This window comes from Streptomyces chisholmiae, from assembly GCF_031845445.1.
Lineage (GTDB): Bacteria > Actinomycetota > Actinomycetes > Streptomycetales > Streptomycetaceae > Streptomyces > Streptomyces chisholmiae.
Genome location: NZ_JAVREO010000009.1, coordinates 52846 through 66889, shown reverse-complemented (window position 1 = coordinate 66889; position 14044 = coordinate 52846). Strand labels below are relative to the sequence as shown.

Here is a 14044-nt window from a genome sequence, read left to right as displayed (position 1 = left end):
CCCCCCGGCTGCCTATGTGCCGGGGGCCGGGATCCGCTGGTCCCGCCGGCCCGTCCGCGAGCCCCGGGCCGGCCGGCCCGGCCGGTCAGTTGGCGCCGACCGCGAACTGTGGCTTGATCGGCAGCCGGTTGACCGGCCGGCCGGTGGCCGCGCCCACCGCCGAGGCGACCGCCGCCGGGGCGACCACCAGCGGCACCGAGCCGGCCGCCTTGGCGCCGAACGGCGCGACCACGTCCCGCTCCTCCAACAGCGCCACGATCCGCACCTCCGGCGCGTCCAGCGCGGTGGGCAGCTGGTATCCGGTCAGGTCGGCGTGCCGCACCTCACCCCGCACCACCCGCAGGTGCTCGGTGAGCGCCGCGCCCACCCCCTGGATGACGCCGGCCTCGATCCTGGCCCGCAGCTGCCGCGGGTTGAGCACCCGGCCCACGTCCTGCGCGACCGCCATCTCCACCACCCGGACCGAGCCCAGCTCCACGTCCACGTCGACCACGGCGCGCACCGCGGCGAAGGAGAGCCCGACGAAGGCGTCGCCCTGCCCCGAGGCGTCCAGCGGCTCCGTCGGGTGCGGCCGGCACTGGGCCGTGGCCCACAGCTCCTTGCCCTCCAGCGCCTCCACCACCGGGGTGGACAGCACCCCGTCGTAGGAGGTGATCCGGCCGTCCTCGATGTCCAGCAGCTCGGCGGTCATCCCGAAGTTGGCGGCCAGCGGCTGGAGCAGCTGGGTGCGCACCATGCGCGCCGCGCGCTCCACCGCGCCGGCCGAGACCCAGGTGTGCCGGCCCCGGCCGCCGGGGCCGGCCGGCGGCTGGTCGGTGTCCACGGGCGCGACCACCACCTCGTCGATCCCCAGCACCTCCTGCACGATCTGCCGGGCGAGGGTGGTGAAGCCCTGGCCGGTCTCCACGGCGGCGCAGTGCACCGTGGCCACGCTGCCCTCGACCCGGACGGTGGCCGTCGACACCTCGTCGGTGCCCTCGGCGCCCAGCATGTGCACCATGCCCAGCGCGTAGCCCACGCCGCGGCGCACCGCGGCCGGGTCGCCCGCGCCGTCCGGGCCGCCGGGCAGCAGCCAGTCCTCGATCGGGCCGTCCTTGGGCAGCGAGGGCAGCGAGGCCTGCCGCACCGCGGTCAGCAGCTCGGCGACCGGCGCCGGGCAGGTCACGGCCTGCCCGGTGGGCAGCGCGTCGCCGGTGGCCAGCACGTTCCGGGCCCGCAACTCGGCCGGCTCCATGCCGAGTTGGGCGGCGAGCCGGTCCATCTGTCCCTCGTGCGCCAGGCACACCTGGAGCGCGCCCTCGCCCCGCAGGTAGCCGGCCGGCGGGTTGTTGGTGCGCACCGCCCAGCCGTCGACCACCGCGTTGGGCACCACGTAGGGCCCGGCGGCGAAGGCGACCGCCGCGGCCAGCGCCTCGGCCGAGTCGTCCGCGTAGGCGCCCGCGTCCATCACCAGCTGCGCCTCGACCTTGACCAGCTTCCCCTCGCGGTCGGCGTGGTGCCAGTAGCGCAGCAGCGTCGGGTGCCGGTGGGCGTGGCCGAGGAAGGACTCCTCGCGGGTGGCGGCGAGCTTCACCGGGCAGCCGGTCTGCATCGCCAGCAGCGCCAGCGGCAGCTGGAAGGTCTGGTCCTCCCGGTCCCCCAGCGACCCGGGCACCCCGGTCACGTAGAGCTTGACCTGCTCGGGCGCCAGGCCCAGGCAGCCGGCCAGCCGGTCCCGGTCGGTGTGCGGGTCGGTGGCGGCGACGTAGATCTCCACGCCGCCGTCCAGCCGGGGCACGGCCAGCCCGGACTCGGCCCCGATGGGCGCGGCGTCCTGCCGGCCGATCCGGTAGAAGCCCTCGACCACCACCTCGCCGGTGGCGGTCGGGTCGCCGTGCCGCAGCGGGATGTGCCGGACGACGTTGCCGTCCGGGTGCAGCGGCTCGGCCTCGAAGGCCCGCTGCGGGTTGGTGACCGCCTCCAGCGGCTCGTACTCGACGGCGATGGCCGCCGCGGCGAGCCGGGCGGTCTCCGGGTGGTCGGCGGCCACCGCGGCCACCGGCTCGCCGTGGTAGCGGACCTCGTCGGAGGCGAACGCCGGCCGGTCGGTGACCTGCCGGCCCAGCAGCCCGTCGCCGGCCACGTCCTCGTGCGTCACCACCGCGCGCACCCCCGGCATCTCCCGGGCGGCGGCGGTGTCGATGCCCAGAATCCGGGCCCGCGGGTGCGGGGCGCGCAGCACCGCGGCCCACAGCAGGCCCTCGGCCCACAGGTCGGCCGTGTAGGGGAAGGTGCCGCTGGCCTTGGCCGCGGCGTCGGCCGCCGGCAGCGAGGCGCCGACGCCGTGCGGGTCGCTGCGGGTGGTCCTGGCGGTGGCGGGGCCCGCGGCGTGCAGGGTGACGGTGGCCGCCGGGTCGGCCGAGCCGTGGGATTCCGCCATCACATGCCTCCTGCCTGGGGATACCCGCCGGCGGCCGCCGGCGGGCCCGACTGGTGGGGAATGCGCGGGGGCACCGCGTCCGGCGCCGGCCCGACCGGCCCGGCCGCGGCGTCGGTCCCGACGTGGTCCACGGGACCGGCCGGCTCGGCGTGCTCGGCCGCCGACCTGGCGGCCCGCTCGGCCACCACCTCGGCGACGGCGTCGAGCACCCCGCGGTAGCCGCCGCAGCGGCAGAGGTTGCCGCAGAGCGCGTGCCGGGTCTCCAGCTCGGTGGGCGCGTGGTTGCCCTCCAGCAGGTCGTGGACCGTCATCGCCATGCCCGGCAGGCAGAACCCGCACTGCACGTCGCAGCCGGCCAGGGCGCGCTGCACGTCGGACGGCTCGCCGTCCGCGCCGAGCCCCTCGACCGTGCGGATCTCGCTGCCGGCCGCGGTGGCCGCCGGCACCAGGCAGGCCGCCACCAGCCGGCCGTCCACCTGCACCGAGCAGGCACCGCACTCGCCCTGCGCGCAGCCGTCCTTGGCGCCGGCCAGGCCGAGGCGCTCGCGCAGCACATAGAGCAGGGACTCGCCGATCCAGGCGTCGGTCACCTGCCGCTCGGCGCCGTTGACCCGCAACACGTAGGAGGTCTCCGGGTGTTCGCTGCTGCTGGCCGCCGGGCCCGGCCCGGCGGCCGGCGGCTCGGCCGGCTCCGCCGGGTGCGGCTCGCCGTCGGCCGGCGCCGACCAGGGCGCGGGCGCCGGCGGCTCGTCCGCCCGGCCGCCCGGCGGGCGCCAGGCGTCGGGCTCGGCCTGGTGCGGCTCCGGCGCGTCCGGCGCGCCGTCGGCGGCGCCGCGCTCGGCGCGCCCCTCGTGCGAGCCGGCGAGCGCGGCGGCGGCACCCTGGCCCATGGCCTGGTGCCGCGGCGGCTCGCTCCGCTCGACGGGCTGGAACGGCTCGGCCGGGCCGGCCGGCGCGTCCGGTCCGGTCGCCACCGGCGGCGGGCCGCCCTGGGCGGCGAACGGCAGCGTCCACTGGCCGGTGGCGGCCGGGTCCATGCTGGGGCCCGGGGTCGGCAGCGGGGCGGCCGGCTCGATCACCGGCGGCTGGTAGCCCTGGCCGGGCGCGGCCAGCGGCTCGCTGCCGCCGCGCTCCGGCAGGCCGCCGGGCAGCTCGAGGAAGCCGGTGGCCTCCGAGTCGTACTCACCGCCCCAGTTGGGCTGCGGCCCGGGGGCGTTGGGGTCAGGCAGGTGCTCGTTGCTCATCGAAGAGCCCTTCCGAGTCCACGGCGGGCCAGTGCTGCCACGGTACGCCGCAGATGCAGTACCGCGGGCGGGAGTTGGGCGGGTTCCCCGCCGTCCTTCCCGGGGCGCGGGTCGGGGATGCAGGCCATCCCGACGTAGTCGCCGAAGGCGGCCAACGCCTCGGGCGCCAGCCCGCGTTGGCCGTCCCAGTCCACCAGCGAGGCCACCCAGCGCTCCGCGTCCAGCGGGCGCAGCGGCATCGGCGCCACCGCGCCGACCGCGCACCGCACCTCGCGGCGCAGCGGGTCGAGCACCACCGCGACCGAGGCCAGGGCGCGGGCCGGGCCGGTCCGCGAGGTGGCCTTGAGGAAGGTCTGCGGGGCGTGCAGCAGCGGGACCCGGACGTGGGCGAGCAGCTCGCCGGGGTTGAGCCGGTCCCGGCCGGCCAGCAGGTGGCTGATCGGGATCTGTCTGCCCTCGCCGCCGGGCACCGCGACCAGCAGCGTCGCCTCCAGCGCCGCGAGCACCGGCAGCGTGTCACCCGAAGGTGCGGCGGAGATGATGTTGCCGCCGAGGGTGCCGGCGTTGCGGACCTGCGGCGGGCCGGCGGATCTCGCCGCGGCGGCGAGCGCCGGGATCAGCGCGGAGAAGTCGGGGCGGCTCATCCGGGAGTGGGTGAGACAGGCCCCCAGCAGCGCGTGGCCGTCCTGGTACGCCCAGCCGCGTAGCTCGGTGAGCCGGCCGAGCCCCACCAGCGCGGCGGGCCGCAGCAGCCCGGCGTTGACGCTGGCCATCAGGTCGGTGCCGCCGGCGACCGGCACGGCCGCCGGCACGTCGGCCAGCGCGGCCACGGCCTCGTCCAAGGTGGCCGGTTGCGCGACGAGCTGAGCCTCCGGCGCGTGCGTGCTCAATCCAGCTGCCCCTTTCCGGTGGTCCCGGCTGCCGAGCCGTACGGTACGTGCTCCGGGCCCGGACGTGGCAACTCTGGCACATTTTTCGCCGCCGCAGACGCCCAGGGGCGGCTCCCGCGGAAGGAACGGCCGCCGCCCGCCGGGGCGTTGGGGCGGGCTCACCCGATCAGGGCAGCCACACGATCAGGGCATCCGCTCGAACGCGGCCGGGCCGTGGCTCGAACGCCGCCGGCCCCCCGCGTCCGGGGCGCACGTCCGCGGGCTACTTGCCGCCGCCCTTGCCGCCCTTGCCACCCTTACCGTCCTTGCCGCCACCGAACGAGCCCATGGACTCGTAGATCTCCTTGCAGGTGGGACAGACCGGGTACTTCTTGGGGTCGCGCCCGGGGACCCAGACCTTGCCGCAGAGCGCGACGACGGGGGTGCCGTCCAGCGCGCTGGCCATGATCTTGTCCTTCTGGACATAGTGCGCGAACCGCTCGTGATCGCCGTCACCGTGTGTGGTCTGCGGGGTGGGCTCGACGATCGTGCCGGTGCCCGCTCCGCGCTCGGGCTCCTCAACAGTGCTCATGGGGACCCAGCCTAATTGAGCGAGGGGTCGTCCGGGTATGTGGTGAGCAGTGCCAGACTGCCGCGCTGGCGGCGCAGCACGGCCCGCCAGAGCCGCTCGGGGTCGGGCGCCGAGACGTCGCCCGGCTCGGAGTCCACGACGTACCAGGCGCCCTCCGCCAGCTCGCGCTCCAGCTGCCCGGCGCCCCAGCCCGCGTAGCCGGCGAAGATCCGCAGCGAGCCCACCTCGGCGGCCAGCACCTCGGGCGGCGCCTCCAGGTCGACCAGGCCGATCGAGCCGTGCACCCGCCGCCAGCCCAGCGGGCCGCCGCCGGGCACCACGGCCAGCGCCAGCGCCGCGTCCAGCGCCACGGGGCCGCCCTGGAAGACCACCCCCGGCTCGCCGGTCAGCTCGGCCCAGGGCGCCAGCACCTCGGCCACGTCCACCGGGGTGGGGCGGTTCAACACCACCCCGAGGGCGCCCTCGTCGTCGTGGTCGAGCAGCAGCACGACGGACCGGTCGAAGTTGGGGTCGGACAGGGCTGGGGTGGCCACCAGCAGCCGCCCGGTGAGCGAGGAGACCTCGGACATGCGCCCATGATTCCGCATCCGGGTGAACGCCGGGAGGGGTGACCCCGGCCGGGCCGGGGTCGCTCCCCGGGTTCGGGCCACTACCATTCCGTTTGGTCCCCCCGCATCCCTCCAGAACAGATCGCGAGCCCATGACCGACGACGTACTCCTTGTCCACGGCGGCACCCCGATCGAGGGCGAGATCCGGGTTCGCGGGGCGAAGAACCTGGTGCCCAAGGCGATGGTGGCGGCGTTGCTCGGCAGCGCCCCCAGCCGGCTGCGGAACGTCCCCGAGATCCGCGACGTGCGGGTGGTGCGCGGGCTGCTCCAGCTGCACGGGGTGACGGTCCGCAGCGGTGAGGAGCCGGGTGAGCTGGTGCTCGACCCCTCGCACGTGGAGAGCGCGAACGTCGCCGACATCGACGCGCACGCCGGCTCGTCGCGCATCCCGATCCTGTTCTGCGGGCCGCTGCTGCACCGGCTGGGGCACGCCTTCATCCCCGGCCTGGGCGGCTGCGACATCGGGGGCCGGCCGGTCGACTTCCACTTCGACGTGCTGCGGCAGTTCGGCGCCACCATCGAGAAGCGCGCCGACGGCCAGTACCTGGAGGCGCCGCAGCGGCTGCGCGGCTGCAAGATCCGGCTGCCCTACCCCTCGGTCGGCTCCACCGAGCAGGTGCTGCTGACCGCGGTGCTGGCGGAGGGCGTGACGGAGCTGACCAACGCCGCGGTGGAGCCGGAGATCGAGGACCTGATCTGCGTGCTCCAGAAGATGGGCGCGATCATCTCGCTGGACACCGACCGCACCATCCGGATCACCGGCGTCGACCAGCTCGGCGGGTACACCCACCGGGCGCTCCCGGACCGGCTGGAGGCCGCGTCCTGGGCGAGCGCGGCGCTGGCCACCAAGGGCAGCGTCTACGTGCGCGGCGCCAGCCAGCGGGAGATGCTGACCTTCCTGAACGTCTACCGCAAGGTCGGCGGCGCGTTCGAGGTGGACGAGCAGGGCATCCGCTTCTGGCACCCGGGCGGGCCGCTGAACGCCATCGCGCTGGAGACCGACGTGCACCCGGGCTTCCAGACCGACTGGCAGCAGCCGCTGGTGGTGGCGCTGACCCAGGCGTCGGGGCTGTCCATCGTGCACGAGACGGTCTACGAGTCGCGGCTCGGCTTCACCAGCGCGCTCAACCAGATGGGCGCGCACATCCAGCTCTACCGGGAGTGCCTGGGCGGCACCCCCTGCCGCTTCGGTCAGCGGAACTTCCTGCACTCGGCGGTGGTCTCCGGGCCGACCACGCTGCAGGGCGGCGACCTGGTCATCCCGGACCTGCGCGGCGGATTCTCCTACCTGATCGCCGCGTTGGCGGCGCAGGGCACCTCGCGGGTGCACGGCATCGAGCTGATCAACCGCGGCTACGAGAACTTCCTCGACAAGCTCCACGAGTTGGGCGCCAAGGTCGAGCGCCCCTGACGCCGGCGCCGGCGCCACCGCCCGGCGCCGGCTCCCGTTGGCACACGTGGGCACAGGTGAGCGACGGGTGAACGAACACACGTAAGGGGTGGCCCCGTTGTGGGGCCACCCCTTCAGTCCGCCTCAGCCGAGGGTCACTTGCCCTTGGCGGCTTCCTTCAGCTTGGTGCCGGCGGAGACCTTGACGCTGTACCCGGCCGGGATCTGGATGGGCTCGCCGGTCTGCGGGTTGCGCGCGGTGCGAGCGGCGCGGTGGGTGCGCTCGAAGGTCAGGAAACCGGGAATGGTGACCTTCTCGTCGCCCTTGGCCACGACCTCCCCCACGGTCTCGGCCAGGGCCGCCAGCACGGCGTCGGCGTCCTTCCGAGTCACCTCGGCGCGCTCGGACAGAGCGGCCACCAGCTCACTGCGGTTCATATTTCGTACTCCCAAGTTCATCTTGCCAATGAGGCGTGAGATCGACGCCGATGCTGCCAGGACCCACTGACACTGCCAGGACCAGGGGTCCTCCCTGGCACCCGGATACGCATCCTGCCCTCACCAGTGGGGGGAAGGCCAATCCGAGGTCCTGGCCGGGCACTCGAAGAGCGCCCAGGTCCGGCGGGTGGCGACGTGCCCGAGGCCGTGCCTCCCGGTCACCCTAAGGGGCAGCCGGAGCCCGTTGGCAACCGACTCGCCGCCCCGCGCCCCCGCGGCTGCCCCGTCGGGCGGCCCGAGCCGCCGGCGCGGCACGACGCGACGGGCCGCCAGCGTCCGCCGAACATCGCGGGGTTGTGCGCCGGGCACGGCGCGCGCCCGGCGCCGGGCCCCGAACCTGCGGCCCGACTGCCCTCGCCCGGCGCCCAGTTGCCCCGGGGCGCGGGCCTCGCCTCCGGGGCGCGCGGGTGGGGTCGGGGCTGGCCGGTCGGCTCAGGACTGGCGGGCGGCTTCCCGCACCGCCTCGGCGACCGCGCCGGAGACCCGCTCGTTGAAGACGCTGGGCACGATGTAGTTGGCGTTCAGCTCGTCCTCGCCCACCACGTCGGCCAGCGCGCGGGCGGCGGCCAGCATCATCGAGGTGCTGACGGAACGGGACTGGGCGTCCAGCAGTCCCCGGAACACCCCCGGGAAGACCAGCACGTTGTTGATCTGGTTGGGGAAGTCGGAGCGGCCGGTGGCGACCACGGCGGCGGTCTGCCTGGCCAGCGCCGGGTCGATCTCCGGGTCCGGGTTCGCGAGGGCGAAGACGATCGCGCCGTCCGCCATCGCGGCCACGTCCGCGCTGGTCAGCACGTCGGGCGCGGAGACGCCGACGAAGACGTCGGCGCCGGTGATGGCGTCGCTCAGCGTGCCGGTCACCCCGTCGGGGTTGGTGTTGTCGGCGATCCAGCGCAGCGGCGAGTCGCCGTCCGCGCCCACCAGGTCCGGCCGGCCGGCGTGCACCACGCCGTGGATGTCGGCGACCACCGCGTGCTTCACGCCGGCCGCCAACAGCAGCTTCAGGATGGCCGTGCCGGCGGCGCCGGCGCCGGACATCACCACCCGCACGTCGCCCAGCTCCTTGCCCACCACCCGCAGCGCGTTGTGCAGGGCGGCGAGCACCACGATGGCGGTGCCGTGTTGGTCGTCGTGGAAGACCGGGATGTCCAACGCCTCCCGCAGCCGGGCCTCGATCTCGAAGCAGCGCGGGGCGGAGATGTCCTCCAGATTGATCCCGGCGAAGCCGGGCGCGATGGCCTTGACGATCTCCACGATGGCGTCCGGGTCCTGGGTGTCCAGGCAGAGCGGCCAGGCGTCGATGCCGGCGAACCGCTTGAAGAGGGCGGCCTTCCCCTCCATCACCGGAAGCGCCGCGTGCGGGCCGATGTTGCCCAGGCCCAGCACGGCCGAGCCGTCGGTGACCACGGCGACGCTGTTCCGCTTGATGGTCAACCGCCGGGCGTCCTCGGGGTGCGCGGCGATCTGGGTGCAGACCCGGGCGACGCCCGGGGTGTAAATCATCGACAGGTCATCACGGTTGCGAATCGGATGCTTGGAGGTCATCTCGATCTTGCCGCCGAGGTGCATCAGGAAGGTCCGGTCCGAGACCTTGCCGAGCGCCACCCCGTCGATGCCGCGCAGTTTCTGGACGATCTCGTCCGCGTGCGCCGTGGAACTGGCCGCGATGGTCACGTCGATGCGCAGCTTCTCGTGCCCGGACGCGGTGACGTCGAGGCCGGTGACGGAGCCGCCCGAGGACTCCACCACGGTGGTCAACTGGCTGACGGCCGTGCCACTGGCCGGCACCTCCAACCGGACGGTCATCGAGTACGAGACACTGGGCGCCGTTGCCATGGCCGAACTTCCTTCACTTTCCTTCGCCCCCGCCACCCACGTGGGCGTGAGCCGACCGCCCGCCGGGCGAGCCGTTGTCACCTTACGAGAGGCCCCGGGTGTGGTGAAAGCCAGGACCGCCCGACCGGCACGACGGTAACAGCGCCGTCGCACGCCGGAAAACGCGTTCGGCACGGCGGAATCCGGCCGCGCGACGCCGGGGCGTACGCCGGGTGAACGGGGGGCGGACGCGCGGTGGTGAACGCGCGGAGTGGGGTCGCGTGGGGTGAGGGACGCGCGGGGCGCGCGGCCGGGTGGCGCGCGCTGCCGACCGGACACCCGCGGTGACCGTCCCCGACGGTACGGGGCGGTACGGGGCGGTGCGGGGTCGCGCGCGAAGGGAGAGAAAAGGGGCGCCGACCCGCCAGCTCGCCTCGCGGCAAGTGGTCGCTCTTAGCGACAATGGTTGGGCCCGGGGGCATGGAACGGGCCGACGCCACTTCCAGGCTACCGCACTGAGCCCGGGGGTCAACCGGGCTCAGTGCGCAGGTCAGCGCGGTGCGCCACCGCCGGTCAGAGCGGCGGCCCGGCCCGGCGGGCCGCCGCCGGGAGCGCGGCCCGCCGGCCGGCTCAGCGCGGCTCGGCGCCCGGCTCGGCCGGCGTCAGCAGCTCGGGCACCCCGGCCGCGTCCGGGCGGTCCTCCGGCTCGGAGAGCACCGTCAGCCGCTGCGTGGAGCGGGTCAGCGCCACATAGAGCACCCGCAGCCCGGCCGGCGACTCCCCGGCGATCCTGGCCGGCCCGACCACCAGCGTCGCGTCGTACTCCAGACCCTTGGCCTCCAGGCTGCCGAGCACCACCAGCCGGTCGTCGGCCAGCTCCGCCAGCCAGCCGGCCGCGTCGGCCCGCAGCCCCATCGCCACCACCACGCCCACCGTGCCGGGCACCTCGGCCAGCAACTCGGCCGCCGCGGCGCGGACCGCCGCCGGCAGCCCGGCCGCGTCGGGGGCCACCAGGTAGCGCGGCAGCACGCCGGTGGCCCGCACCGCGCGCGGCGGCGTGGCGCCGGGCAGCGCCCGGGCCAGCACCCCGTCGGCGACCCGGGCGATCTCGGCCGGGTTGCGGTAGTTGACGGTCAGCTCGAACCTTCGGTGCGAGCGGCCGCCGAGCGCCGCGGCCCGCTCGGCCGCCGCCTCCTCCGGAGCCGTCCAGGAGCTCTGCGCCGGGTCGCCGACCACCGTCCAGCTCGCCTGCCGGCCACGCCGGCCCACCATCCGCCACTGCATCGGCGTCAGGTCCTGCGCCTCGTCCACGATCACGTGCGTGTAGTCGAGGCGCTCCTCGTCCTGGTCGGCCCGCTCCCGCCGGTCGCCGCGCCGCTCCTGGCGCTCGGCGTAGGTGGTCAGCTCGGCGACCCCGCCGAGCACGTCCAGCTCGTCAAGGCCGCCGCTGCCGGCCCTGGCCGGCGCCGGCCGCGGCGGGGCGCCGAGCAGCGCCCGCAGCTCGTCCAGCAGCGCCACGTCGTGTGCGGAGAGCCCGCCGCCGGCCGGCGTCACCCGGCGCAGCGAGCGCGCCAACAGCCGGACCTCGCGCGGGCGCAGCAGCCGCCTGGCCCAGCGGCCCAGCCGCTGCTCGTCGGCCATCGCGCGCAGCACCTGGAGCGGGGTGCGTTCGGGCCACCAGGCGGCGAGGAACTCCTGGAAGACGTCCTCGCCGCCGATGTCGTCGAAGAAACCCTCCTTCGCCTCGGCCGCCAACTCCCGGTCCTGGTACCGGCCGGCGGCGCCCGACCTGGCCCACAGCGCCTCCAGCAGCAGCCGGCGGGCGCGCGGCCGCAGCAGGTTGACCGGCGCGCTGCCGCCGAGCACCTGGCGGCGGACCTCGGCCAGGTCGTCTGCGGTCAGCTCGACCCGGCGGCCGAAGGCGACCACTCGCAGCAGCCGGGGCCCGTCGGCGGCCTCGACCGCGCCGCGCGCCGCCCTGGCCAGCACCCGCGCCATCACGGCCGCCCCCTTGACGGCGGCCACCCGCTGCTCGTCGTAGGCGTCCGCCTCGACCCCCTCGACCAGCCCGCCGAGGGCGCGGATCACCACCTGACCCTCCTCGCCCAGCGCGGGCAGCACGCCCTCGGTGTAGGAGACCAGCAGCGGGGTGGGGCTGACCACCAGGATGCCGCCGGCGTACCGGCGGCGGTCCTGGTAGAGCAGGTAGGCGGCGCGGTGCAGCGCCACCGCGGTCTTGCCGGTGCCGGGGCCGCCGGTGACCTCGGTGACCTTGCCGGCGGGGGCGCGGATCACCTCGTCCTGCTCGGCCTGGATGGAGGCGACGATGTCGGTCATCCGGTGCCCGCGCTCCCGGCCCAGCGCGGCCAGCAGGGCGCCGTCGCCGACCACCGGCAGCTCGGCGCCGGCCAGCCGGGCGCGCAGCCCGGGGCGCAGCAGGTCGTCCTCGACGCCCAGCACCCGGCGCCCGCGGCTGCGGATCACCCGCCGGCGCACCACCCGGCCGGGGCGCAGCGGGGTGGCCCGGTAGAACGGCGCCGCGGCCGGTGCCCGCCAGTCGATGACCAGCGGCACGTAGTCGGCGTCCAGCACGCCGAGCCGGCCGATGTGCAGGGTCTCGGCGATGTCGGCGACCGGCCCGCCCGGCTCCTCGCGGACCGCGTCGTCGGCCGGCTCCACCGAGGTGGAGGCGCCGTCCGGGCCGCGCACCCCGTCCTTGCCGGCGAGCAGGTCGATCCGGCCGAAGAGGAAGTCCTCGAACTCGCGGTTGAGCCGGGAGAGATGGAGCCCGGCCTGGAAGACCTGGGCATCCCGCTCGGCGAGCGCGCCGGGGGTGCCGACCTGGCCGCGCCGGGCGGCGTCGGCCATCAGGTACTCGGCCTCGTGGATCTTCTCGGTCAACCGTCCGTAGACGGCGTCCAGATGCCGTTGCTCGTCCCGGATCTCCCGGTCCCGCAGGTCCAACGCCTCGGCCCCCTTCAGCTGCTGTGGCAGGCGGCCGTCTACCGTACGCGAAGTCCGGGGCCCGGGCGGCCGGGGCACCCCGGTCCGGCCACGGCCGGCGGCGTGCGCCCTTCCCCGGGGGGAGGCGCGCGGACAGCCGACCGCCGGGGGGGCACGGCCGGTTCGTCGGTCGGGCGACCGGGGTGGAACGTTCCCGCGCCGGCCGCCGCGGTTGGTGCGGGTGCCCCGGACGAGACGGGGACGCGGGCCCCGCCGGGCGGTCGGCCGCCCGGGGCCCGGCCGACCGTCCGTCAGCCCCGCGCGCCGGGACGGGCCTTCGGCGCGTGGGCCTCCGGCGGGGCGGCGCCGACCCGTCAGCCCGCGCGCCGGGTGGCGGGGTCTCCCGGACGGGCGTCGGCCGGGGACGACCGGCCCGCCGTCGGACGCCTCGCGTGGTGTCGGCCCGTCAGGAGGTCGGCTGGGGTGGGGGGCCGTCGGGCGGGGTGAGGGGGGAGTACTTGGCGCTGTCCAGCGCCGGGTCGATGGCCAGTCGGTAGCCGCGTTTGACCACGGTCTGCACCACGGTGGGCACGCCCAGCGCCGTCCGCAGCCTGGCCATCGCGGTCTCCACGGCGTGCTCGTCGCGGCCCGCGCCGGGGAGCGCGCGCAGCAGCTCGGCGCGGGGCACCACCCAGCCGGGGCGGCGCGCCAGGGCGCGCAGCAGGGCCATACCAGCCGGCGCGACCGGCCGGAGCGCGCCGTCCAACACCACCGCGCGCCCCCGAATCTCCAGCCGGTGCCCGGCCACCGGCAACACCGGGACCCGGGAAGGGAGTTCGGCGCAGAGCAGCTGGACCAGCGGCCCCAGCCGGAACCGCTCCGGCTGCCGGGTCGGCACCTCGTGCGCCTGTAGCGGCAGCGCGGTGACCGGCCCCACGCAGGCCACCAGCACCTGCCGCCGGAACACGTCGAGCAGCGGTTCGAGCAGCGCCCGCTCCCCGGCCCGGCGCAGCAGCGAGGCCGCCGCGGGCGCCGAGGTGAAGGTCACCGCGTCCAGGCCGCCGGCCAGCACCGTGTCGATCAGCCGGTCCAGCGGGGCCAGGTCGGCCGGCGGCATCCAGCGGTAGACCGGCACGTCCACCACCTCGGCGCCGGCTTCGCGCAGCGCCTCGATGAAACCGGGCAGCGGCTCGCCGTGCAGTTGCAGCGCCACCCGGCGGCCGGCCACGCCCTGCGCCAGCAGCCGGTCCAGCACCTCGGCCATCGACTCGGACGCCGGCGACCAGCTCTCGGTCAGCCCGGCCGCCCGGATCGCGCCGCGCACCTTGGGCCCACGGGCCAGCACCTCGGCGCGGGCCAGGGTGGCCAGCAGCGGCTCCCCCAGCCCCCAGCCGTCGGCCGCGGCCACCCAGCCGCGGAAGCCGATGGCGGTGGTGGCCACCACCAGGTCGGGCGCGTCGTCGACCAGCTTCCGGGTGGCGGCGAGCAGTTCGTCGTCGTCGGCCAGCGGCACGATGCGCAGCGCCGGCGCGTGCGTCACCTCGGCGCCGCGGCGGCGCAGCAGCGCGCCCAGCTCCTCGGCGCGCCGCGCGGCGGTGACCCCGACGGCGAAGCCGTCCAGCGGCCGAACGTCGGTTTCCTGGTGCTGCTTGTCGTGCGGCATCGG

Annotated in this window: 10 protein-coding genes; 1 reads left to right on the top strand and 9 read right to left on the bottom strand. The window is 76.0% G+C overall.

Going from position 1 to position 14044, the window contains the following annotated elements; all coding sequences use genetic code 11:
- Nucleotides 1-85 precede the first annotated feature (85 nt).
- From RM844_RS16395 to RM844_RS16375, 5 genes are all read right to left on the bottom strand, one after another.
- On the bottom strand, nt 86-2419 hold the full coding sequence (locus RM844_RS16395) for a molybdopterin cofactor-binding domain-containing protein (RefSeq protein WP_311667945.1): 2334 nt from the start codon (nt 2417-2419) through the stop codon (nt 86-88).
- Nucleotides 2419-3663, bottom strand: coding sequence for a 2Fe-2S iron-sulfur cluster-binding protein (locus tag RM844_RS16390; RefSeq protein ID WP_311667944.1), 1245 nt, complete (start codon nt 3661-3663; stop codon nt 2419-2421). The genes RM844_RS16395 and RM844_RS16390 overlap by 1 nt, the downstream gene beginning before the upstream one ends.
- Nucleotides 3660-4553, bottom strand: coding sequence for an FAD binding domain-containing protein (locus RM844_RS16385; protein WP_311667943.1), 894 nt, complete (start codon nt 4551-4553; stop codon nt 3660-3662). The genes RM844_RS16390 and RM844_RS16385 overlap by 4 nt, the downstream gene beginning before the upstream one ends.
- Nucleotides 4554-4815: 262 nt before the next feature.
- Nucleotides 4816-5124: a DUF3039 domain-containing protein gene (locus RM844_RS16380; protein WP_311667942.1), complete on the bottom strand. Its 309-nt coding sequence runs from the start codon at nt 5122-5124 to the stop codon at nt 4816-4818.
- Between the two features lie 11 nt (nt 5125-5135).
- Complete coding sequence (locus tag RM844_RS16375) at nt 5136-5693, bottom strand: YqgE/AlgH family protein (RefSeq protein ID WP_311667941.1); 558 nt, start codon at nt 5691-5693, stop codon at nt 5136-5138.
- Between the two features lie 131 nt (nt 5694-5824).
- Here RM844_RS16375 and murA point away from each other — a divergent pair, with 131 nt between their 5' ends.
- A complete protein-coding gene (gene murA / locus RM844_RS16370) occupies nt 5825-7144 on the top strand; it encodes a UDP-N-acetylglucosamine 1-carboxyvinyltransferase (RefSeq protein ID WP_311667940.1) in 1320 nt (439 codons plus the stop codon).
- A 134-nt stretch (nt 7145-7278) separates the two neighbouring features.
- On the opposite strand, the gene RM844_RS16365 is transcribed toward murA, so the two are convergent.
- From RM844_RS16365 to RM844_RS16350, 4 genes are all read right to left on the bottom strand, one after another.
- Nucleotides 7279-7560, bottom strand: a complete 282-nt coding sequence (locus RM844_RS16365) for an HU family DNA-binding protein (protein WP_062203791.1) — start codon at nt 7558-7560, stop codon at nt 7279-7281.
- A gap of 492 nt (nt 7561-8052) precedes the next feature.
- A complete protein-coding gene (locus RM844_RS16360; RefSeq protein ID WP_311667939.1) occupies nt 8053-9456 on the bottom strand; it encodes an NAD-dependent malic enzyme in 1404 nt (467 codons plus the stop codon).
- A gap of 609 nt (nt 9457-10065) precedes the next feature.
- On the bottom strand, nt 10066-12399 hold the full coding sequence (locus tag RM844_RS16355) for a HelD family protein (protein ID WP_311667938.1): 2334 nt from the start codon (nt 12397-12399) through the stop codon (nt 10066-10068).
- Between the two features lie 445 nt (nt 12400-12844).
- Nucleotides 12845-14041 carry a uroporphyrinogen-III synthase gene (locus tag RM844_RS16350; protein WP_311667937.1) on the bottom strand — a complete coding sequence of 399 codons (1197 nt, stop codon included), beginning with the start codon at nt 14039-14041 and terminating at the stop codon, nt 12845-12847.
- Nucleotides 14042-14044: the final 3 nt, after the last annotated feature.